Origin of the sequence: Pseudomonas fluorescens, from assembly GCF_000967965.1 — a bacterium.
Classification (GTDB): domain Bacteria; phylum Pseudomonadota; class Gammaproteobacteria; order Pseudomonadales; family Pseudomonadaceae; genus Aquipseudomonas; species Aquipseudomonas grandcourensis.
Window position 1 is genome coordinate 63,381 of the sequence record NZ_LACC01000013.1, and the last position, 19,798, is coordinate 83,178.

22 protein-coding genes are annotated in these 19,798 nt (G+C 59.0%); 10 read left to right on the forward strand and 12 right to left on the reverse strand.

What is annotated here, in order from left to right; genetic code table 11:
* Positions 1 to 14: 14 nt before the first annotated feature.
* Entirely contained in the window at positions 15 to 341 is a 327-nt protein-coding gene (locus VC35_RS11500) for a DUF3565 domain-containing protein (RefSeq protein ID WP_046040076.1), read from the reverse strand.
* Between VC35_RS11500 and VC35_RS11505 the strand changes: the two genes are divergently transcribed.
* The 3 genes from VC35_RS11505 to VC35_RS11515 all read left to right on the forward strand — a co-directional run bounded on the left by VC35_RS11505 (position 310) and on the right by VC35_RS11515 (position 2,731).
* Positions 310 to 795, forward strand: a complete 486-nt coding sequence (locus tag VC35_RS11505; protein WP_007901600.1) for an FKBP-type peptidyl-prolyl cis-trans isomerase — start codon at positions 310 to 312, stop codon at positions 793 to 795. The two genes, VC35_RS11500 and VC35_RS11505, sit on opposite strands and share 32 nt — an antisense overlap.
* 122 nt (positions 796 to 917) lie before the next feature.
* Complete coding sequence (locus VC35_RS11510) at positions 918 to 1,400, forward strand: glutathione peroxidase (RefSeq protein ID WP_046040079.1); 483 nt, start codon at positions 918 to 920, stop codon at positions 1,398 to 1,400.
* Positions 1,401 to 1,627: 227 nt separating this feature from the next.
* Positions 1,628 to 2,731 (forward strand): NADH:flavin oxidoreductase, encoded by a 1,104-nt coding sequence (locus VC35_RS11515; protein WP_046040082.1) that lies wholly within the window; start codon positions 1,628 to 1,630, stop codon positions 2,729 to 2,731.
* A gap of 64 nt (positions 2,732 to 2,795) precedes the next feature.
* On the opposite strand, the gene VC35_RS11520 is transcribed toward VC35_RS11515, so the two are convergent.
* Positions 2,796 to 3,995 carry a glycosyltransferase family 4 protein gene (locus VC35_RS11520; protein ID WP_046040084.1) on the reverse strand — a complete coding sequence of 400 codons (1,200 nt, stop codon included), beginning with the start codon at positions 3,993 to 3,995 and terminating at the stop codon, positions 2,796 to 2,798.
* A gap of 57 nt (positions 3,996 to 4,052) precedes the next feature.
* The gene (gene cysZ / locus VC35_RS11525; RefSeq protein ID WP_046040085.1) at positions 4,053 to 4,805 is read right to left on the reverse strand and encodes a sulfate transporter CysZ; all 753 of its coding nucleotides are present in this window, start codon (positions 4,803 to 4,805) and stop codon (positions 4,053 to 4,055) included.
* 315 nt (positions 4,806 to 5,120) lie between these two features.
* Here cysZ and trxB point away from each other — a divergent pair, with 315 nt between their 5' ends.
* On the forward strand, positions 5,121 to 6,077 hold the full coding sequence (gene trxB, locus VC35_RS11530; RefSeq protein WP_046040086.1) for a thioredoxin-disulfide reductase: 957 nt from the start codon (positions 5,121 to 5,123) through the stop codon (positions 6,075 to 6,077).
* A gap of 173 nt (positions 6,078 to 6,250) precedes the next feature.
* Here the strand turns inward: trxB and VC35_RS11535 are convergent, their stop codons facing one another.
* The 6 genes from VC35_RS11535 to VC35_RS11560 form a co-directional block, all read right to left on the reverse strand.
* Positions 6,251 to 7,501 (reverse strand): 2-aminoadipate transaminase, encoded by a 1,251-nt coding sequence (locus VC35_RS11535; RefSeq protein WP_046040088.1) that lies wholly within the window; start codon positions 7,499 to 7,501, stop codon positions 6,251 to 6,253.
* A gap of 247 nt (positions 7,502 to 7,748) precedes the next feature.
* Positions 7,749 to 8,087, reverse strand: a complete 339-nt coding sequence (locus tag VC35_RS11540) for a HopJ type III effector protein (protein WP_046040091.1) — start codon at positions 8,085 to 8,087, stop codon at positions 7,749 to 7,751.
* Positions 8,080 to 8,376, reverse strand: coding sequence for a DUF1244 domain-containing protein (locus tag VC35_RS11545; RefSeq protein WP_046040093.1), 297 nt, complete (start codon positions 8,374 to 8,376; stop codon positions 8,080 to 8,082). Before VC35_RS11545 ends, VC35_RS11540 begins: the two co-directional genes overlap by 8 nt.
* 45 nt (positions 8,377 to 8,421) lie before the next feature.
* Positions 8,422 to 9,168 carry a hypothetical protein gene (locus VC35_RS11550; protein WP_046040094.1) on the reverse strand — a complete coding sequence of 249 codons (747 nt, stop codon included), beginning with the start codon at positions 9,166 to 9,168 and terminating at the stop codon, positions 8,422 to 8,424.
* The gene (folM, locus tag VC35_RS11555; RefSeq protein ID WP_046040095.1) at positions 9,161 to 9,859 is read right to left on the reverse strand and encodes a dihydromonapterin reductase; all 699 of its coding nucleotides are present in this window, start codon (positions 9,857 to 9,859) and stop codon (positions 9,161 to 9,163) included. The genes VC35_RS11550 and folM overlap by 8 nt, the downstream gene beginning before the upstream one ends.
* 141 nt (positions 9,860 to 10,000) lie before the next feature.
* Entirely contained in the window at positions 10,001 to 10,570 is a 570-nt protein-coding gene (locus VC35_RS11560) for an antibiotic biosynthesis monooxygenase (RefSeq protein ID WP_046040097.1), read from the reverse strand.
* A gap of 223 nt (positions 10,571 to 10,793) precedes the next feature.
* Between VC35_RS11560 and VC35_RS11565 the strand changes: the two genes are divergently transcribed.
* Complete coding sequence (locus VC35_RS11565) at positions 10,794 to 11,753, forward strand: MerR family transcriptional regulator (RefSeq protein ID WP_046040098.1); 960 nt, start codon at positions 10,794 to 10,796, stop codon at positions 11,751 to 11,753.
* Between the two features lie 3 nt (positions 11,754 to 11,756).
* Here the strand turns inward: VC35_RS11565 and VC35_RS11570 are convergent, their stop codons facing one another.
* Both VC35_RS11570 and VC35_RS11575 read right to left on the reverse strand, forming a co-directional pair.
* The gene (locus tag VC35_RS11570) at positions 11,757 to 12,362 is read right to left on the reverse strand and encodes a hypothetical protein (RefSeq protein ID WP_046040099.1); all 606 of its coding nucleotides are present in this window, start codon (positions 12,360 to 12,362) and stop codon (positions 11,757 to 11,759) included.
* A 54-nt stretch (positions 12,363 to 12,416) separates the two neighbouring features.
* Positions 12,417 to 12,893 carry a PAS domain S-box protein gene (locus VC35_RS11575; RefSeq protein WP_046040100.1) on the reverse strand — a complete coding sequence of 159 codons (477 nt, stop codon included), beginning with the start codon at positions 12,891 to 12,893 and terminating at the stop codon, positions 12,417 to 12,419.
* A gap of 102 nt (positions 12,894 to 12,995) precedes the next feature.
* On the opposite strand from VC35_RS11575, the gene VC35_RS11580 reads away from it, so the two are divergent.
* From VC35_RS11580 to VC35_RS11595, 4 genes are all read left to right on the forward strand, one after another.
* Positions 12,996 to 13,451, forward strand: a complete 456-nt coding sequence (locus VC35_RS11580; protein ID WP_046040103.1) for a flavodoxin — start codon at positions 12,996 to 12,998, stop codon at positions 13,449 to 13,451.
* A 225-nt stretch (positions 13,452 to 13,676) separates the two neighbouring features.
* Positions 13,677 to 14,459, forward strand: a complete 783-nt coding sequence (locus VC35_RS11585; protein WP_046040106.1) for a class II aldolase/adducin family protein — start codon at positions 13,677 to 13,679, stop codon at positions 14,457 to 14,459.
* Positions 14,459 to 15,361 (forward strand): alpha/beta fold hydrolase, encoded by a 903-nt coding sequence (locus tag VC35_RS11590; RefSeq protein ID WP_046040109.1) that lies wholly within the window; start codon positions 14,459 to 14,461, stop codon positions 15,359 to 15,361. Before VC35_RS11585 ends, VC35_RS11590 begins: the two co-directional genes overlap by 1 nt.
* A gap of 287 nt (positions 15,362 to 15,648) precedes the next feature.
* Positions 15,649 to 16,560 carry an SDR family oxidoreductase gene (locus VC35_RS11595; RefSeq protein ID WP_046040111.1) on the forward strand — a complete coding sequence of 304 codons (912 nt, stop codon included), beginning with the start codon at positions 15,649 to 15,651 and terminating at the stop codon, positions 16,558 to 16,560.
* Positions 16,561 to 16,633: 73 nt separating this feature from the next.
* On the opposite strand, the gene VC35_RS11600 is transcribed toward VC35_RS11595, so the two are convergent.
* A complete protein-coding gene (locus VC35_RS11600) occupies positions 16,634 to 17,404 on the reverse strand; it encodes an N-acetylmuramoyl-L-alanine amidase (RefSeq protein ID WP_046040113.1) in 771 nt (256 codons plus the stop codon).
* 591 nt (positions 17,405 to 17,995) lie between these two features.
* Between VC35_RS11600 and VC35_RS11605 the strand changes: the two genes are divergently transcribed.
* Positions 17,996 to 19,789: a DUF1302 domain-containing protein gene (locus tag VC35_RS11605; protein ID WP_046040115.1), complete on the forward strand. Its 1,794-nt coding sequence runs from the start codon at positions 17,996 to 17,998 to the stop codon at positions 19,787 to 19,789.
* Positions 19,790 to 19,798: the final 9 nt, after the last annotated feature.

Below are 19,798 nucleotides of genomic sequence, written 5' to 3' on the forward strand. Positions count from 1 at the left end.
CCAACTACCGAAATTCAGTCGCCAAGGTTATCGCTAACCGAGCCTTGTGCGCACCAACCGCAGGCAAAGGGTTGGCCTATTTTTTCCTGGCGCTGCGCAGAGTCCATGACCCAAGCGCGGGATTGCCAGGGCGGCTGGTGCCGCAGGTGCTGGGTGTGGCCGCAGGAAAGCTCGGCCACCCAGTGTCCGTCCTCGTCCTGGTGGAAGCCTGTGATCGTCGAATCCCGTCTGTCCGGGTTGTGTTCGCTTTCGGACGATTGCTTCGCTAAACTTGGCCTTTCAATCTTCTTATGCAAAAGGTCTCGCCCCATGCTGATCGCCGCCAATAAGGCTGTCTCCATCGACTATACCCTGACCAACGACGCTGGTGAGGTCATCGACAGCTCCGCCGGCGGCGCGCCGCTGGTCTACCTGCAAGGCGCAGGCAACATCATCCCGGGCCTGGAAAAGGCTCTGGAAGGCAAGGCTGTCGGCGACGAGCTGACTGTAGCCGTAGAACCTGAAGACGCTTACGGCGAATACGCTGCTGAACTGGTCAGCACCCTGAGCCGCAGCATGTTCGAAGGCGTCGACGAACTGGAAGTGGGCATGCAGTTCCACGCTTCCGCTCCGGACGGCCAGATGCAGATCGTGACCATCCGTGATCTGGACGGCGACGACGTTACCGTTGACGGCAACCACCCGTTGGCTGGTCAACGCCTGAATTTCCAGGTCAAGATCATCGACATCCGTGACGCCAGCCAGGAAGAAATCGCTCATGGCCACGTCCATGGCGAAGGTGGCCATCACCACTGATTTCTGCGCTAAGCTCAGATAACTGGAGAGGCGCCCTGTGGGCGCCTTTTTAGTCTGCGGCCGTCCCTGACGACACCGCCAAGTGGCTGTTTCGAGAAGAACACGGGAATCTGGAGTACGCCATGAGTGCTTTTCACGACCTTAAATTGACAGCCCTGGATGGACAGGAGCTACCTCTGGCGCCTTTCAAAGGCCAAGTCGTATTGGTGGTCAACGTCGCCTCCAAATGCGGCCTGACCCCGCAGTACGCGGCGCTGGAAAACCTCTACCAGCAATTCAAGGCCAAGGGCTTCAGCGTCCTGGGCTTGCCGTGCAACCAGTTTGCGGGGCAGGAACCGGGCACCGAACAAGAGATCAAGGATTTCTGCAGCCTCAACTATGGCGTGACCTTTCCGTTGTCCAGCAAGCTGGAAGTCAACGGGCATGACCGTCATCAGTTGTACCGCTTGCTGGCGGGCGAGGGCGCGGAATTTCCCGGCGACATCACCTGGAACTTCGAGAAGTTCCTGCTGGGCAAGGACGGCCGTGTACTGGCTCGGTTCTCGCCACGCACGGCACCGGATGATCCGACCATCGTTCATGCGATTGAAAAAGCGCTGAGCTGATTCCCCCCTGTAGGAGCGAGCCTGCTCGCGATGAACCTGAGAGCGCCGCGGTGTGTCTGGCTTGCTACGTTATCGTTGACGAACATCGCGAGCAGTCGAGCGTCGACCGGCTGCTCCTACAGTACTCCTGCCTTTTGACCCTTAATCACGCTGATCAATAATGCTGTTCAAGGCGTCAGACTCTCCATATTATCGCCGTCATAAAATTACTTCCCGTGGAGCGTCCCATGCCCGTCAAAGCCCTGTTCAAACCGTTCCACCTCGGCACCCTCGAACTGCCGACCCGCGTTGTCATGGCGCCGATGACCCGTTCCTTTTCCCCGGGCGGCGTGCCTAATTCCAAAGTGATCGAATACTACCGTCGTCGCGCCGCTGCGGGCGTTGGCCTGATCATCACCGAAGGCACCACCGTCGGTCACAAGGCATCCAACGGCTATCCGAACGTTCCGCATTTCTACGGTGAAGCGGCCCTGGCCGGCTGGAAGAAAGTCGTCGACGCCGTTCACGCCGAAGGCGGCAAGATCGTTCCGCAGCTGTGGCACGTGGGCAGCGTGCGCCGTATCGGCACCGAGCCAGACGCCAGCGTGCCGGGTTATGGCCCGTCAGAAAAAGTGAAGGAAGGTCAGGTCGTGGTGCACGGCATGAGCAGACAAGACATCCAGGACGTGATCGCCGCATTCGCCCAGGCCGCCAAGGATGCCCAGAGCATCGGCATGGACGGCGTGGAAATTCACGGCGCCCACGGTTACCTGGTGGACCAGTTCTTCTGGGAAGGCAGCAACCAGCGTACCGACGAATACGGCGGCAGCCTGGCCAATCGTTCGCGCTTCGCCATTGAATTGATTCAGGCCGTGCGTGCCGCGGTCGGTGAAGGTTTCCCGATCATCTTCCGTTTCTCCCAGTGGAAGCAGCAGGACTACACCGCACGTCTGGTGCAAACCCCGGAAGCCTTGGGCGAGTTCCTCAAGCCGTTGGCCGACGCGGGCGTGGATATTTTCCACTGCTCGACCCGCCGCTTCTGGGAGCCGGAGTTCGATGGTTCCGAGTTGAACCTGGCCGGCTGGACCCGCCAACTCACCGGCAAGCCAACCATCACCGTGGGCAGCGTCGGCCTGGATGGCGAGTTCCTGCAGTTCATGGTTAATACCGACAAGGTCGCGCAGCCCGCCAGCCTGGAGAGACTGCTGGAGCGCTTGAACAACGATGAGTTCGACCTGGTGGCGGTCGGTCGTGCCTTGCTGGTGGACCCGGACTGGGCGCAAAAAGTGCGCGACGGCCGTGAGGAAGACATTCTGCCGTTCAGCCGTGAGGCGTTGATGACGCTGGTTTAAGCGGCGTCTGCATCGACGCCATCGCCGGCTTGCCGGCGATGGCAATCTCAATGACACCAAGGATTCAAGGTACGGTGGGTGCATTCGGCACCACCATCTCCCCAGCACACGCCCCGCGCAACTGCCCCTCGAACTGTTCGATGATCGTCGCCCAGCCCTGGCGACTTGCATGCTGGCGCGCATTGAGCCGCACATTGCGCAAGGCTTCCCTTTCCTCCAGCAGCCATGCCGCTGCATCGCAAAACGCTTCTTCATCCCCCGGCATCGCCAGCACGCCGTTGTAGCCATGACGAATATGCTGGGCGGCTGCCGCCTGGTCGTAGGCCACCACGCCAAGCCCCGAAGCGAGTGCTTCAAGCACCACATTGCCGAAGGTTTCAGTCAGGCTCGGAAACAGAAACACGTCGCCCGAGGCATAGTGACAGGCCAGGGCTTCACCCCGTTGCGCGCCGCAGAAAATCGCCTCGGGCATTTCGTTTTCCAGTTCCTGGCGCTGCGGGCCATCGCCGACCACGATCAGTTTCAGCGTGCGCTGGGGATAACTCGCCTTGAGGGTATTGAAAGTGCGTTTGAGCAGGCCAAGGTTTTTTTCCGGGGCCAGGCGCCCGACATGAATGACGGCGATGTCTACCTCGGCCAGTCCCCATTGCTCGCGCAGGGCATTCAAGCGTTTGGTCGGGTGAAACAATTCGCTGTCGACCCCACGGGACAGCAACGCCAGCCGCTCGAAATGACGTCGCTCCAGTTCCAGGCGCTGGCTGACGCTGGGCACCAGGGTCATGGTCGAACGATTGTGGAACCAGCGCAGGTAGTGAGTCAGCAGGCGCGTGAGCAAACCAAGCCCGTACTGGTTGGAGTACTGCTGGAAATTGGTGTGGAAACCGCTGACCACGGAAATTCCCAGTCGCCGTGCCGCACGCAACGCAGAGAGGCCCAGCGGGCCCTCGGTGGCGATGTAGAGCACATCCGGGCGGTGACGCGTCCAGCGCCGCAGCAGTTTGTGCATCGACGACTGACCCCATTGCAGGCCGGGATAGCCCGGTAGTGGCCAGCCGCGGCACAGCAGCAACTCATCGTCGCTGCCCAACTGCTGGTCGCAGCCCTGACGCGGTCGCACCAGCTCCACTTGATGCCCGCGTGCGCGCAATCCATCGCACAAGCGACCCAGGGTATTGGCCACGCCGTTGATTTCCGGTGGGAAGGTTTCGGTGATCAGGGTGATATGCAGAGCTGTCGTCATGACCCGAGTGTCGGCTGGGGCCATGTCGTCAGTGTGACGTCAGGATGATGGATTTGTGACTGCGGTACCGGCGCTGATGGCTCAGCGCTGCGTCACCAGGTTTTCCGCGCCGCGCTCACGCACCCAGAACAGCGTCGCGCCAGCCACGGCGGCCGGCATCATCAGGATGTTGACCACCGGAATCAGCAGCACCAGATAAACACTGCCGCCGAAACTCATGCTCTGCCAGCGCTTCGCGCGCAGCCAGGCGAGCATCTCGTTCCAGCCCAGTTTGTGGTTATCCGCCGGGTAGTCGATGTACTGGATTGCCATCATCCACACCCCGAACAACAGCCACAGCGGCGCGGCGATGATGTTCACCACCGGGATGAACGAGAGGATGAACAGCCCGATGGCCCGCGGCAGGAAATAGCCGAGCTTGCGCATCTCCCGGGCCAGGGTGCGCGGAATCATGGCGATCAGTTCGCCCCAGCTGAAGGCCGGGAAGTCATCGGTGCCGCGCACCACCACTTCGACTTTTTCCGCGAGGAAGCCATTGAACGGCGCGGCAATGACGTTGGCGAGCATGGTGAAGGTGAAGAACACCATCAGCACGACGAGCACCACGAACAGCGGCCAGAGGATGTAGCTGAGAAAACTCAGCCAGTCGGGCAGGGACGGCATCAAGGTGTTGACCCACAGGCTGAATTGATGGCCGGCCAGGTAGATCAATCCGACGAACAGCACCAGGTTGATTGCCAGCGGTAACAGCACAAACAAACGCAGGCTGGGGCTCAACACCAGCTTGAGGCCTTCGCGCAGGTATTGCGGGCCGGACAGAACAGGGGCGGGCATAAGAGGCTCCGTGCAGAGGGAAAACGCGCCGACCTTACCGGCTTTGCTTCACAGGCGAAAGCGCGATGGTGGTATCGACATTCACTGTAACAAAGACGTCGATATCATCGGCGAGATGGCATAGAGACCACCTATGAGCTGGATTGTTAAACCGTATTTCCTTAATCTTCGCCCCCTCGATACGCTGCACCCAATCTTTTTACAGGACGGTCGGGTTCAAGCCTTCCCCAAGTGCTTTCAACCGTTCTTTTTTATTCCAGCCGGCAATCCGGCGTTCCGCGCCAGGGATTCCGGGCCGGTCAACAGGAGCAGGTCATGTCTGAAGTCCGTCATTCGCGAGTGATTATTCTCGGTTCCGGCCCTGCCGGTTACAGCGCCGCGGTCTATGCCGCCCGTGCCAACCTCAAGCCACTGCTGATCACCGGCATGCAGGCCGGCGGTCAATTGACCACCACCACCGAAGTCGACAACTGGCCGGGCGACGTCCACGGCCTGACCGGCCCGGCGCTGATGGAGCGGATGCGCGAGCACGCCGAGCGCTTTGAAACCGAGATCGTTTTCGATCACATCAATGCCGTGGACTTCGCTGCCAAGCCTTACACCCTGACCGGCGACAGCGCGACTTACACCTGCGACGCACTGATCATCGCCACCGGCGCCAGCGCTCGTTACCTGGGCCTGCCATCGGAAGAAACCTTCATGGGCAAAGGCGTTTCGGCCTGCGCGACCTGCGACGGTTTCTTCTACCGCAACAAGCCTGTGGCTGTGGTCGGCGGCGGCAACACCGCTGTTGAAGAAGCCCTGTACCTGGCCAACATCGCCAGCAAGGTCACCCTGATCCACCGTCGCGAGACCTTCCGCGCCGAGAAGATCCTGATCGACAAGCTGAATGCCCGTGTTGCCGAAGGCAAGATCGAGCTGAAGCTGAACGCGACCCTGGACGAAGTGCTGGGTGACAACATGGGCGTGACCGGTGCCCGCCTGAAGAACAACGACGGCAGCTTCGACGAAGTAAAAGTCGACGGCGTGTTCATCGCCATCGGCCACACCCCGAACACTTCGCTGTTCGAAGGCCAACTGACCCTGAAAGACGGTTATCTGGTTGTGCAGGGCGGCCGTGACGGCAACGCCACTGCGACCAACCTCGAAGGTATCTTCGCCGCCGGTGACGTGGCTGATCACGTGTACCGTCAGGCCATCACCTCCGCTGGCGCCGGTTGCATGGCGGCACTGGATGCCGAGCGTTACCTCGACAATCTGCAGAACGCTTGATTCTGCTTTCGTCGAAATGAAAAAACCGGCTTCGGCCGGTTTTTTTGTGCCTTCGAAAAATGCGATGACCTTGTAGGAGCGAGCCTGCTCGCGATTGCGGTGATTCAGTCGACATCAATCTTGAATGAAAAATCGCTATCGCGAGCAGGCTCGCTCCTACAGGGATTGTGCGTTCAAATCAGTTTTGCCAGGCACGCCTCAAGGATATCCAGGCCTTCCTCCAGTACCGCAGCCTCGATGGTCAACGGCGCCAGCAAGCGAATGATGTGCCGCGATTTTCCGCTGGGCATCAGTAGCAGGCCCGCATCCCGCGCCAGAGCCAGCAGTTGGGTCAATTGTGCCGGTGCGGGCGAGCCATCGGCGTTGATCAACTCGATACCCCGCATGGCGCCGACGCCGGTCAGGCGTCCCAGGTATGGCGTCAGGTTGTTCGCGCGCCAGGTTGCATGGCGGCCGACAATCGCTTCTTCCTGTTGGGTGCCCCAGGCATGCAGGTTGGCATCGGTCATTTCGTCCAGGGTTGCCAGTGCCGCTGCGCAGGCGATGGGGTTGCCGGAGTAAGTGCCACCGAGTCCGCCCTTGGGCAAGTTGTCCAGCAGCGACTTGCGCCCGACCACCGCACCCAGCGGCACACCGCCGGCGATGCTTTTGCCGAGCAGGATCAGGTCCGGCTCGATGCCCAGTCGCGAGAACGCGAAGCGCTGGCCGGTACGGCCGAAACCGGACTGGATTTCATCGGCAATCAGCACAATGCCCTTGTCGTCGCAGAACTTGCGCAGCGCCTGGGCGAACTCGACCTCCATGGCCAGGAAGCCCGCTTCGCCCTGCACCGGTTCGACGATAAAACAGGCGACGTCTTCGACATCAATCTCGACGCTGAACAGGCGCTCCATGGCTTTGAGGGCCTCGGCACAGGTGACACCGTTGTCCTGGCTAGGGAAGGGCAGGTGAAACACCGGCCCCGGCAGCACGCCGACTTTCTGTTTGTACGGCGCGACTTTGCCATTGAGGTTGAGGGTGGCCAGTGTGCGACCGTGGAAAGCGCCGTCGAAGGCGATGACCGCGCTACGGCCGGTGGCGCCACGGACGATCTTCAGGGCGTTTTCCGCCGCTTCCGCGCCGCTGTTGGTGAGCATGCCGCTGACCGGGTAATCCACCGGGATGAACGTGCTCAGGCGATCCATCAGCTCGAGGTAAGGCACATGGGGAGCAGCGTTGAACGCGTAGTGGGTCAGTCGGGTGGCTTGTTCGCGAATGGCCTCGACGATGCGCGGATGGCAATGGCCGAGGTTGAGTACGCCGATGCCACCGACGAAGTCGATGTAGCGTTTGCCATCGGTGTCCCAGACCTCGGCGTTTTTGCCGTGGCTGAGCGTGACAGGGTGAACGATGTTGATCGACTGGCTGATGGTTTCGCTGCGCATGAATGACCGGCTCGGAAGAAGGAGGGCTTCTTTTTATCTAAGCCGTGAGCGGCGCTACGGGGCAAACGAAATAAAGTTGCCGGGTCAATCTTAAAAGTCGGGTTGTGTTTCTGATCAGTTCCGCGCCGTGAACGCAGAACCTGTAGGAGAGAGCCTGCTCGCGATGGTGGTGAACGATTACGCGTAAACCAGAGGCCCAGCAGTGCTCTTGAGTTTTTCGCGAGCAGGCTCGCTCCTACAATTTGAATCAGCGGCGGGTCAGCGGCGGCTGAGCGAACTTCACGCCAGCCAGTCCATGGGTAATCAACGCCCGGATGTTGCCGTGATCGCTGCCTTCAGGTGTGGCAACAACCGAACGGTAATGCTCGCCAAAAGCCAGCAGCGCTTCTTCATCGCTCAAGCCTTCGAGCAGCGCCAGACCCAATGTCTTGCACGAACCTTCGTTCTGCCCGGCCGCGTTTTCGACTCCACCGTTGTTGAAGGCCTGGGGCTGGTAGTCGTAACCGGCGGCAATAAACGCCAGGGTGTCGGCGAAGGCATGATCGCCGGTCTTGAGGCTGGCGCGCAGGGTGTTCAAATCACTCATTGGGTTTTCCTTTGGCGAACGCCGCTTGCTGGTCGGCGCTGGCTTCTTGCTGATATTGGGCTTTCCATTCGGCGTACGGCATGCCGTAAACCACTTCGCGGGCTTCGTCGAGGCTGACCTCGATCTGGCGGTCGTCGGCCGCCGCCTTGTACCACTTGGACAGGCAGTTGCGGCAAAAACCCGAGAGGTTCATCAGGTCGATGTTCTGCACATCCTTGCGGCTGTCCAGGTGGGCCACCAGCCGGCGAAAGGCGGCGGCTTCGAGTTCCAGGCGTTGTTGATCGGTCATGGGGGCTCTCGCACGCTATGAGGCAAAGTTATTGAAAGGACGGGACTATAAAGGCGCGGGGTCGGCGTCGGTAAAGATGTTCACCGAGTTGCGTTCGGCAGTCCGGATGAACGACTGCGTCATCATTGCGATGTCCTGAATGATGAACAGTTTCTTATCCGGACTGTTGAGCAGGTCAGTGGAAATGTTAGTGCCATCCTGCATACCTGGCCATGTGCACCAGATGGACAGCACTTGCTCGCCGGAGTTTTTGATAGTGGCTTGCTCGAAATTGACTTTGTAACCCACCGACTCTGCACCGCCGAAGGTGTACTGGAAGATGTCCTTGATGGTCTCTACCGACTCAGTGGTTTTCAGGAAGTAGGCAACGATGATCCGGTCAACATTGAAGCCGACCCACATTTTGGTTTTGGTATTTTTGTTGTGCAGACGATAGTTGGCACCAAAGATGTTGTTGATCGCAGATACCGCGACTTCAAGTTTTTGCCCATGCGAATCTTCGATGTTAGCCAGGGTTTTCGGCATGTTTTTGAGCAGCAGCGTTTCGGTCTTGCTGATCAGGTAGTGCAGGTTGGCCTCGCGCTCGCCAAAAATCAGTATCAGGCTGATGACCAGTGCGGTGGCTGCCAGTTGTGCCAGCGACAAGGACAACAGGATCCAGTCGCTGTGATCGGGAACACCGACAAAGGACAAAGACACATAAACCGCGGCCAACAGACACAGCGTCAACGCTGAAACAATGGTCATTTTTATCCAGCGCGGCAGATAGATCAGCTTTTTCGAGTCAATCATTGATGATTCCTTTCTTGATGTGGCGCCCGCCATTAATGACGACGCTGGTTCCAGTGCTGTAGTTGGTGTTGAGCAAGAACATGACGGCGTCGATCAACGGTTGTGCGCCGGGCTCAAACTCGAGAAGGGCTTTCTTCAAGGTCCGCTGGGAGTATTCCTGAGTGCTGTTTTCCTTGAGGATGAGCAGGCCGGGAAGAATGGCGTTCACCCTGATCGTGGGGGCGTATTTCTCTGCGAAAGACAACACCATGTTTTGCAGTGCCGACTTGGTGGCCGCATATCCGATATGGCTCTTGCTACCCCGTGTTGAGGTTTCGTCGCAGATATGGATGATGTCGGATCTTTCCAGCCGCAGCAGATGCTCGCCAAGTTCCAGGTTCAAATGATAGGGCGCCTCGACATGAAGCTTGAACATGCTGTTCAGATTTTCCAGGCCATCGTCGAGCCACAGAGACGCGTTGTGGATCACCGCCCGCAAACTGTCGAAATTGGTTTTGATGTATGCGATCAGCGCCTCGCGATCGCTCTGGAGCTCAAGGTTTGCTTGGAACGGCAACATGTTCGGGTGCGGTGTCACTGGGTTTAAGGAGCGGCTGACGCAGATAACGGTATTGCCGGCCTCCGCCAGAGTAGTGGCAAGTTGGAGGCCGACGCGCTTGCTGGTACCGGTGACAAGTATTGGACTATTCATAGTTGTGCGATCAGCTTCAGTAGGTCTATGCACGGGCTAAATGCGTGCAGCATAACTGAAGTTTTCCCGCTAGCGGCCAGCTTCTCCCGCCCGTTGCGATCCCGATGTTATCGGTCTGTAGATCGATGAACGAAAGAAACGCTAGTGATCGCTGACCGAATTGACCGTCAATGAGGGTGATTGGGTTTTTTTATGCAGCCAGTCTGCAAGCGCATGGGTCGACAGGGGGATGAAGAAATACACCATCAACGGCGTCAGGCACAGGGTGCTGACGAACACGCGGGGCAGCAGCGCCATCTCGCTCAGCAGCGGTCCCAGCACAAAGTTGAACAGCAGCGAGACCGGAAAGAACGCCAGCCAGATTGCCACGGCCTGTTTCCAGCGCGGCGGGCGTTGACCGACGGCGCCGAACCAACCCTCGATGCCGCTGACCCGATGTTCTGTCGGGTGGGCGAACAGGTCGCTGCCACGTGCCAGCCAGGTAGTGCGCGAGGCCGAATGCTCCCAGGCGTGCAGGGTCTGTTCGTCGGCGAAGCGGAAAATGATCTGGAATTCGTCGTCCTCGGGCGGCGGAGCGAGCACACCGGAGCCGAGATAACCGGGAAAATCGGTGGCCAGTTGTTCGCCTTCGCGCAGCCAGGCAATCAGGTCCTGGTAACGTCCATTGGCAACGCGGCGCGCAACCATCAGCGTGACGGGTGGGGTAGACATTGTGTATCTCCGTAAGGCATTTGCGTCGCTCCGGATAGGAACTTCGCCAGGCACAGCGCCGGGGTGGTGGGCTGCGACTCGAAACAAGCAAGGATTATTCCTGATTCCGCCCGTGGCGTCTGCGACGTTTATCCGCTCATTCATTGCATCGATTTTTTACGGAAACTTTACGGGGCAGGGGCGTTAAAATAACGCTCGGACGATACAGAGATGTTTCAACAGGATGCCCATACTTACAGACGTTGCTTCAGGCTCCACGCAGGCCGTCGCTCTTGAACAGGAAGAACTCTTCCCTATTCGCGAGGTGGCGCGACTGACAGGTGTCAACCCGGTCACGCTTCGAGCCTGGGAACGACGATATGGCCTGATTGTTCCAACACGCACCGATAGTGGGCATCGCCTGTATTCGATGTCCGATATCGAGCGTGTCCACAGCATCCTCGGCTGGATCGAGCGCGGGGTTGCCGTCAGCAAGATCGGCAAGATCCTGGCCAGGACCGAGCCGCTCCAGCCGTTGTCGCACATCATCCCCAACAGTCTTGTGGAAGCCGATTACGCGCAGTGGCGGCAGCAGGTGCTTGCTGCGGTCAACGGGTTTGACGACATTCGGCTGGAGCAGGTCTACGGTCAGATCTTTTCCAGTTACTCCCTGCCGGTGGTGTTTCAGGACATTCTGATGCCCATCTGGAAGCAGTTATTGCAACGCCAGGACCAGTTCGGTGGAACCAGCGAGTGGCTGTTCCTGGATGGCTTTCTGCGTTCCCGGGTGGTGCAGCGTTTGTTGTTGATTCGCGAAAAACAGCCGCGTCGCGTGGTCATCTGTGCCCTGGTTGGCCAGTGCCGGGAACTGGAACTGCTGGTCGCCGCCCTGTTCCTGAGTTCCGGGCCAGTGGCCGTTCGCGTGCTGAACATGGGCCAGCCATTCGAGGAACTGGCGCTGATGTGTGAAAGGATCAAACCCTTGGCGCTGGTGCTGTTTTCCAATCATGTGCCGGCTCCCGAGTTGCCGCGGCGCCTGAATCGCCTGGCCACGAGTCTGGAGTGCCGATTGTTGTTGGCCGGCGATGCTTGCGACCTGGTACAGGAAAGCCTGGCCGGGTCATCGATCGGTTGCCTGGGCAATGAAGGGGAGGTTATGAGCCAGCGTCTGAAGCAGTTCCTGGCGGGTACTCTGGATACTTGAGGTTCAGAGATGCAGCGCAGGATGAGTCAAACGATGCTGTTGCAGGATGAACTGGCGCAGGCGCTCGGTTTCGTCCGTATCGCTCTGGCTCAGTTGATAGGCGTAGAAGCCCTTTTCGTTTTCTTTCTCGAAGGTGCCGCGCAAGGCAATCCGCTCGTAGCCTGAGGGGCTGAACCACAAGGCGAAATGCTTCGGCGGTTTGGTCTTGTTGCGAGCTTCCAGCAAAACCCCTTTACACGACACTTCGTGTACCCACAGGGTGCCGGGTTGACCCTTGGCGTTTTCCAGGGCTACCGGTTCGTCCAGCACCAGGCGCCAAGGCCGGACCATCGGCCCGTCTTCATAGATGCTTGGCACGCCGAGACGCAAATGCAGCGCATGGAACTCGTCTTCCACCAGGTGCAGGGGGAAGGTCATTTGCTGGTTTTCGAAGCTGGCTTGAATGGTGACCTGCTCATGGGCCGCCAGGCGGGTGAGCAGGTCACGGATTTGCGAACCACCGTTGACGAGCAGGCTCGACGTCGCGTCCCGCACATTGAGTTGCGGGTTGTGTTGCATGGTGTGGATGAAATCCAGCTCATCCTGGGTCAGGAGCGCGTCGCGTTGCATGGCCAGCTCGAAAGATATAGTTACAAAGTCATTGGTGATTGTAGTTACTGACCATTAATTCTGAATTTCGTTTGCGCCGTTCGTCGCCTTGAGCGCGGCAAGCTCGGCCTGAAGTTCAGCCAACTGCCCCTCCAGCTGTGCCACGCGCTGTTGCGCCTTGACCTGCGCGGTGACGTCTTTCTGCACACCGACAAAATAGGTTTGCCCGTCCGCCGGATTTTTCACCGTTGAAAGGGACAATTCGTTCCAGAACGGTGTGCCGTCCTTGCGGTAGTTGCGCAGTATTTCCCGGCAGGATCCTTCACGGTTCAATGCATCGCGAATCAGCGGCAGGGCTTCCTGATCGCGGTCCCCCGACTGCAGGAAGCGACAATCCTGATAGAGGATTTCTTCACTGGAGTACCCCGTCAGGCGTTCGAACGCGGGGTTGACGTAAATGAGGATTTTGTCCTGATCGCCTTCCTTTTCGGCAATCACGATACCGTCATTGGAGGCATTGATCACCATTTGCAGCAGCTGTGCATTAATCATCGGAGTATCCTTTCCTGATTGATTGTCGATTGCATTCTAAAAGAACTATCACGACCGTGCTGTTAATATCCGGGTCTTTTACTCGGATTCAGGATCAGATTGATGAAAGTCGCCATCATTTCCGGCTCGGTGTACGGCACGGCCGAAGAAGTTGCCCGCCACGCCGCCAGCCTGTTGAAAGCCGCCGGTTTCGAAACCTGGCACAACCCCCGAGCGACCCTCGCCGACGTCCAGGCGTTTGGCCCCGAAGCCTTTCTGGCGGTGACCTCCACTACCGGCATGGGTGAGCTGCCGGACAACCTGCAACCGCTGTATTCGAGCATTCGTGACCAATTGCCAGCAGCCTGGCGCGGTTTGCCGGGCGCGGTGATCGGGTTGGGCGATGCGAGCTATGGCGATACTTTTTGTGGCGGCGGCGAGCAGATGCGCGAATTGTTCGGTGAACTGGGCATTCGCGAAGTACTGCCGATGCTGCGCCTGGATGCCAGTGAAAGCGTGACCCCTGAGACGGACGCCGAGCCTTGGCTGGCGGACCTGATCAGCGCACTGCGCGACTGAGCGTTGCCCCGGTACCAACGGCAGTCAGGGATCTGACAGTGCGCTGAAAGCTGCCTGTCAGACCTTTGCTGACGCCGGTCATTTGACATGGATCCAGGGCAGCAGGGCGGCTGACCCGCTGGGCCATCAAGCTGGCTGCCAACGCAACTACACGAACCTCAAGGGCTGACTAGACTCGGTAAACATAGGAAACACTCCATAATAAAAACATCGAGGCTTCTTGCCGTGACCGTCGCTCCCGTCCAATCGCCACCCAGTGTCAAAGACCAGGTCAGTGCTGCCGAGTGGCAGACCCGCGTCGATCTGGCGGCCTGTTATCGCCTGGTCGCCCAACATGGCTGGGATGACCTGATCTTCACCCATATCTCCGCCAAGGTGCCCGGCACCGAAGATTTCCTGATCAACCCGTTCGGGTTGATGTTTCACGAAATTACCGCGTCGAGCCTGGTCAAGGTAGATCAGGCCGGCAACAAGCTGATGGACAGTCCTTACGAGATCAATCCGGCGGGCTACACCATCCACAGCGCGGTGCATGAAGTTCGTCACGATGTCGTCTGCGTGCTCCATACCCACACGGCTTCGGGGGTGGCGGTGTCCGCACAGAAGCAGGGCGTTCTGCCGATAAGCCAACAGTCGTTGTTCGTGCTTTCCAGCCTGGCCTACCATGCCTACGAAGGCGTGGCGCTCAACCATGAAGAGAAAGTGCGTCTGCAGGCCGACCTCGGTGAAAACAATTTCCTGATGTTGCACAACCACGGTCTGCTGACCTGCGGCAGCACCATCGCCGATACGTTCCTGATGATGTTCACCTTTCAGCGTGCCTGCGACATTCAGGTCATGGCGCAAAACGGTGCCGCTGAACTGATCGCCATCGAACCGCAGATTCTGGCCGGCGCCAAAGCCATGATCGCGGGTGTCACCCGAAGTGCTCAAGGAATGGGCGGAGCGCTGGCCTGGCCGGCGCTGCTGCGCAAACTCGATAAACTGGACCCGGGTTATAAACTCTAATGGAACTCGCCGAGATCCCCCTGTGTGTCTGGCGCAAACGCAGCCAGACGTTCGTGTTCCGTGGCCAGAGCATCCGTTACTGGACAGCAGGACAGGGCGAGCCGCTGTTGCTCATTCACGGCTTTCCTTCCGCCAGTTGGGACTGGCATTACCTGTGGCAGCCATTGACCCAGCGTTTTCGCGTGATCGCTTGCGACATGCTGGGCTTCGGCGATTCGTCCAAACCGGTGAATCACGAATACAGCCTGCTGGAGCAAGCGGATCTGCAACAGGCACTGCTTGAACACCTGAATGTCGAACAGCCAGTGCACCTGCTCACCCACGATTATGGCGACAGCGTGGCCCAGGAACTGCTGGCCCGGCATTACGAATCGCGGTTGGAACTGGCCAGTTGCGTGTTTCTCAACGGCGGGCTGTTTCCGGAAACCCACCACCCGCTACTGATGCAAAAACTCTTGCTCAGTCCTTTGGGCTGGATGATTGGCCGCGCCTTCAGTCGTGAAGGCTTGGTGAGAAGCTTTCGGCAGATTTTCGGTCCGCAAACCCGTCCCAGTGAAAGCCAGATGGATGATTTCTGGAGTCTGGTCGAAAGCCAGCGTGGGCCACGGATCATGCACAAATTGATCGCCTACATCCCGGAGCGACGCGTCTGGCGCAACCGCTGGGTGAGCGCGATGCAACGCGGTGAAGTGCCGCTGCGAGTGATCGATGGCGGGGTCGATCCGGTCTCCGGCGTGCACATGGTCGAGCGTTACCGGGAGCTGATCCCGGATGCGGACACAGTGGTGTTGCCCGACATTGGCCACTACCCGCAGATCGAGGCCCCCGGCGAGGTGCTTAAGCACTACCTGGCGTTTCGCGATCAATTGCTCTTGCCGCCGCGCAAGGTGGCATGTTCCTGAACCTTAAAGTGAACTGTTGTGGCGAGGGGGCTTGCCCCCGTTCGGCTGCGAGGCAGTCGTAAACCTGCTAAACGCGTTATACCTGAATCACTGCGCTGTATGGTTTGGGGCCGCTGCGCAGCCCAACGGGGGCAAGCCCCCTCGCCACAGGGTTTCGTGTCCATTTTCTCTATCAATCATCCCCCAGCCTTATCGCGCACCATTCAGCCTCCCCCGTGTTCATTGTGACCCGCTGCGCCGTGCCTGAAACTCGGACTCACTGTCCATTGGCCTGCTGGAGTCCCCCCATGAATGAGTCTGTGCGCTTCGAAGATAAAGTCGTGATCATCACCGGAGCCGGTGGCGGTCTGGGACGGACGCATGCACTTCTGTTCGCCAGGCAGGGCGCCAAGGTACTGGTCAACGATCTTGGCGGCTCGGCCCAGGGCGAAGGCGCCAATGCCTCGGCCGCTGACCGCGTGGTCGCGGAGATCCGCGAGGCTGGCGGCATTGCCGAAGCCAACCATGACTCGGTCACTGACGGTGACAAACTGGTCCAGCACGCCCTGGACGTCTTCGGTCGCGTCGACGTGGTGGTCAACAACGCCGGGATCCTGCGTGACAAGACCTTCCACAAAATGGATGACGCCGACTGGGACCTGGTTTACCGCGTCCACGTCGAAGGTGCCTACAAAGTCACCCGTGCCGCCTGGCCGCACATGCGCGAGCAGAACTACGGCCGGGTGATTTTCACTGCGTCGACCTCGGGCATCTATGGCAACTTCGGCCAGTCCAACTACGGCATGGCCAAGCTCGGTCTCTACGGCCTGACGCGCACCCTGGCCATCGAAGGCCGCAAGAACAACATCCTGGTCAACGCCATCGCCCCCACCGGTGGCACGCGCATGACCGAAGGCCTGATCCCGCCGCAGGTCTTCGAGCAGCTCAAGCCGGAACTGGTCAGCCCGCTGGTGGTGTACCTGGCCAGCGAGAACTGCGAGGAAACCTCCGGTTTGTTTGAAGTCGGCGGCGGCTGGATGGGCAAGGTCCGCTGGGAGCGCAGCCTCGGCATCGGCTTCGATCCACGGGCCGGTTTCTCCCCGGAAGACGTGGCGGCGCACTGGCAGCAGATTTGCGACTTCGAAGGCGCGGCGCATCCGAAGGACAACATCGAAGCGCTGAAGGAAATGATGGGGAATTTGCAGAGGTATTCGCTCTGATAGCGCCGGCAAGGCCACATTGACTGACCTTGCCGGTTGTTGCATTGTCGGCTGCAAAGCCGTTTGCCAAGGGTCAGCCGGGGAAGTATTTGACAACCAACGACTTCAAATTGGCGGCTGTCTGTGCATCCATTTTTCCATCGAAGTTTTCCGGGCGAAAATGCATCTGGAATGCCCGCACCAACTGTTGAAAGCCGCCGTCCGTTGACGCGCCCGAAACATCGTATCCATAGGATTTGAACAGTCCCAGCAATTCGCTTCGGGCTGGAGTGCCGGATGTGTTGTATTGGCGCAGATACTCGTCCCGAGTGCTTTCATCGAACCAGGCGCCGACACCTTTCAAGTAAAGCTCCCGCCAGGGAAACATCGGTCCCGGGTCACTTTTGCGGCCGATCGAAACATCGGAGTGGCCCAGAACTTGGGTCGGCGTGATATCCGGGTAACGCATGAGTATATTCAGCGCCAGTTGTTCAATCGCAGCAATCTGCTCAGGGTGATACGGCGGAAAGGTGAAGTCGCCTTTGTTGTCGGTCGCCAGGTTGACGACTTCAATGCCGATGGACGTGTCATTCAGATTGCTGCGGCTGCCCCACTGACTGACACCCGCGTGCCACGCACGATGGATTTCATCCACCAGGTTGAAAACTTCCTGCCCGGTATAGCCGGCTTTCAGGTAGCTGGGGTCCGTGATATCTGGAACCAGATAGTGCGCGCTGACATTCGGGCCGGTCAGGGCACTGACAGAGTTCGCAAAGTCTGCGGCCGTGTAGTGAAGAATCAGAAAGCGTATTCGACTGTTGAAACTTTTGGTTGAGCGATAGTGGTTGTAGATGATGGGTTTCATTGTTGCACTCGCAATAAGTAAGTTTGAAGCCGTACGAAGATAAAAGTCGTTCGCCGACTTGCTGTTCAACTTAATGACTCGAGTGCTTTTGGTGTTTACCTATGCTTGTAGGCGCTTTCTGAAAGAAATGTAGGAATGCGAAAGTTTGACTGTATGGTCAGGGGTTACCGACTGGCAGCCGTTACTCATCAAGAACCATCGCCCATAAAAAAGGCCGCTGCAAACGCAGCGGCCAAAGTAAGACGTTGGATCAGGAGCTACAAATCAACGTCAGTGAACACGGGGTGATGAACCGAATCTTCAATTCATCTGAAATCTTTCAGTCACGGTGCAGGCCGGTACAGGGTGCCTGCGGTGGTTTACCGTGACAGCCAGACAAGAATAAGCCCTTGGTGTCGTAGGAAAAATACCAATTACGGACATGCACTGTTGCAGCCCCGGCAACAGTCAGGATTCGGCTGCTCGTCGTCCGGGTGATGACCTGTACCAGTCATCCTTTAGAGGTACACCACGAATACCTCCTTGGTGCGCTTATCGGCCCCGATGCCCGGCAGTAGGGTGAGGCCTTCTGTCACTCACCGGGGAAGACGCATGACAAAAACAACAATGCGCGCCATCTTCACACCACAGGCGCTGGCGGCTGCGGTCGCCTTGGGTTGCTGTGCCCAGACGCAGGCCATTTCGTTCAACATCGGGGAAATCGAGGGGACATTCGACTCCTCGCTGTCGGTCGGCGCGAGCTGGGGCATGCGTGATGCGGATAGCGCGCTGGTGGGCACCGTCAACGGCGGTTCCGGCCAGTCTTCGACCGGCGACGACGGGCGATTGAATTTCAAGAAGGGTGAAACCTTCTCGAAGATCTTCAAGGGTATTCACGACCTCGAACTGAAGTACGGCGACACCGGTGGGTTTGTGCGTGGCAAGTACTGGTACGACTTTGAACTCAAGGATGAAAGCCGCCCATTCAAGGACATCAGCGATCACAACCGCAAAGAAGGCGCCAAGTCTTCAGGCGGACAAATCCTCGACGCTTTCGTCTATCACAACTACTCCCTCGCCGATTTGCCGGGCACGGTCCGCGCCGGCAAGCAGGTGGTCAGTTGGGGCGAGAGCACGTTCATCGGCAACTCGATCAACAGCATCAATCCGGTTGACGTGTCCGCGTTCCGTCGTCCTGGCGCCGAGATCAAGGAAGGCCTGATCCCGGTCAACATGCTGTTCGCCTCCCAGGGTCTGACGGATAAGTTGACCGTGGAAGGCTTCTATCAACTGGAATGGGACCAGACGGTCGTCGATAACTGCGGCACTTTCTTTGGTGTCGATGTGGTGGCGGACGGCTGCAACAAGGGCTACACCGTCGCCAACCCGGCCATCGCACCGCTGCAGCCGATTGCGGCTGCTTTTGGCCAGGGCTTCGAGGTCAGCAAGGAGGGGGTGATCGTTCCCCGTGGCGGCGACCGCGATGCCCGGGATTCCGGGCAGTGGGGTACGGCGTTGCGCTGGCTGGGGGACGACACCGAGTACGGCCTGTACTTCATGAACTACCACAGCCGTTCGCCGAATGTCGGGACCACCACCGCCGGCCTCAGTACGCTGGCAAGCATTCCGGGGATCGTTGCCGCCGCCAACCGCATCGCCCCCGGCAGCGGTTCGGGCCTGGCCCAAAGTGTGATGCTCGGTCGCGGCCAGTATTACCTCGAATACCCGGAGGACATCCGCCTCTACGGCGCGAGCTTCTCCACCACCTTATCCACCGGCACCGCGTGGAACGGGGAAATCAGCTACCGCCCCAACCTCCCGGTGCAGGTCAACACCAATGACCTGACCCTGGCCATGCTCAATCCGATCGCGGGTGGTGCGGCATCGCCCATCGCCACGTCCCCCGGGGCTGACAACAAGGGTTATCGCCGCAAGGAAGTGACGCAGATCCAGAGCACCCTGACGCACTTCATCGATCAGGTCGCCGGTGCGGATCGTCTGACCCTGGTGGGCGAGGCCGCAGTGGTTCGGGTCGGTGGTCTGGAGTCGCGCACCAAACTGCGCTACGGCCGCGACTCGGTGTATGGCCAATATGGTTTCGGCGGCGACACCGGCGGCTTCGTGACCTCGACTTCATGGGGTTATCGCGGCCGGGCCATCCTCGACTACAACAACCTCATCGCCGGGATCAACGTCAGGCCCAACCTCTCGTGGTCCCACGATGTCTCTGGCTATGGCCCCAACGGTCTGTTCAACGAAGGCGCCAAGGCGATCAGCCTCGGTGTCGATGCGGACTATCGCAACACCTACACCGCGAGCCTCAGTTACACCGACTTTTTCGGCGGGAACTACAACGTCCTCACCGACCGTGACTTCGTGGCGTTGAGCTTTGGTGTGAACTTCTGATCTGGCTGA

What these genes read in the sequence shown, in the direction of transcription:
- VC35_RS11580 (WP_046040103.1), top strand. Translation starts at nt 12,996, where the DNA reads ATGAAAGTCGCCATCATTTCCGGCTCGGTGTACGGCACGGCCGAAGAA.
- VC35_RS11545 (WP_046040093.1), bottom strand. Translation starts at nt 8,376, where the DNA reads ATGACCGATCAACAACGCCTGGAACTCGAAGCCGCCGCCTTTCGCCGG.
- VC35_RS11520 (WP_046040084.1), bottom strand. Translation starts at nt 3,995, where the DNA reads ATGGCCCCAGCCGACACTCGGGTCATGACGACAGCTCTGCATATCACC.
- VC35_RS11500 (WP_046040076.1), bottom strand. Translation starts at nt 341, where the DNA reads ATGGAGACAGCCTTATTGGCGGCGATCAGCATGGGGCGAGACCTTTTG.
- VC35_RS11540 (WP_046040091.1), bottom strand. Translation starts at nt 8,087, where the DNA reads ATGAGTGATTTGAACACCCTGCGCGCCAGCCTCAAGACCGGCGATCAT.
- VC35_RS11575 (WP_046040100.1), bottom strand. Translation starts at nt 12,893, where the DNA reads ATGATTAATGCACAGCTGCTGCAAATGGTGATCAATGCCTCCAATGAC.
- VC35_RS11510 (WP_046040079.1), top strand. Translation starts at nt 918, where the DNA reads ATGAGTGCTTTTCACGACCTTAAATTGACAGCCCTGGATGGACAGGAG.
- VC35_RS11590 (WP_046040109.1), top strand. Translation starts at nt 14,459, where the DNA reads ATGGAACTCGCCGAGATCCCCCTGTGTGTCTGGCGCAAACGCAGCCAG.
- VC35_RS11595 (WP_046040111.1), top strand. Translation starts at nt 15,649, where the DNA reads ATGAATGAGTCTGTGCGCTTCGAAGATAAAGTCGTGATCATCACCGGA.
- VC35_RS11505 (WP_007901600.1), top strand. Translation starts at nt 310, where the DNA reads ATGCTGATCGCCGCCAATAAGGCTGTCTCCATCGACTATACCCTGACC.
- VC35_RS11535 (WP_046040088.1), bottom strand. Translation starts at nt 7,501, where the DNA reads ATGCGCAGCGAAACCATCAGCCAGTCGATCAACATCGTTCACCCTGTC.
- VC35_RS11560 (WP_046040097.1), bottom strand. Translation starts at nt 10,570, where the DNA reads ATGTCTACCCCACCCGTCACGCTGATGGTTGCGCGCCGCGTTGCCAAT.
- folM (WP_046040095.1), bottom strand. Translation starts at nt 9,859, where the DNA reads ATGAATAGTCCAATACTTGTCACCGGTACCAGCAAGCGCGTCGGCCTC.
- trxB (WP_046040086.1), top strand. Translation starts at nt 5,121, where the DNA reads ATGTCTGAAGTCCGTCATTCGCGAGTGATTATTCTCGGTTCCGGCCCT.
- VC35_RS11515 (WP_046040082.1), top strand. Translation starts at nt 1,628, where the DNA reads ATGCCCGTCAAAGCCCTGTTCAAACCGTTCCACCTCGGCACCCTCGAA.
- VC35_RS11600 (WP_046040113.1), bottom strand. Translation starts at nt 17,404, where the DNA reads ATGAAACCCATCATCTACAACCACTATCGCTCAACCAAAAGTTTCAAC.
- cysZ (WP_046040085.1), bottom strand. Translation starts at nt 4,805, where the DNA reads ATGCCCGCCCCTGTTCTGTCCGGCCCGCAATACCTGCGCGAAGGCCTC.
- VC35_RS11605 (WP_046040115.1), top strand. Translation starts at nt 17,996, where the DNA reads ATGACAAAAACAACAATGCGCGCCATCTTCACACCACAGGCGCTGGCG.
- VC35_RS11570 (WP_046040099.1), bottom strand. Translation starts at nt 12,362, where the DNA reads ATGCAACGCGACGCGCTCCTGACCCAGGATGAGCTGGATTTCATCCAC.
- VC35_RS11550 (WP_046040094.1), bottom strand. Translation starts at nt 9,168, where the DNA reads ATGATTGACTCGAAAAAGCTGATCTATCTGCCGCGCTGGATAAAAATG.
- VC35_RS11565 (WP_046040098.1), top strand. Translation starts at nt 10,794, where the DNA reads ATGCCCATACTTACAGACGTTGCTTCAGGCTCCACGCAGGCCGTCGCT.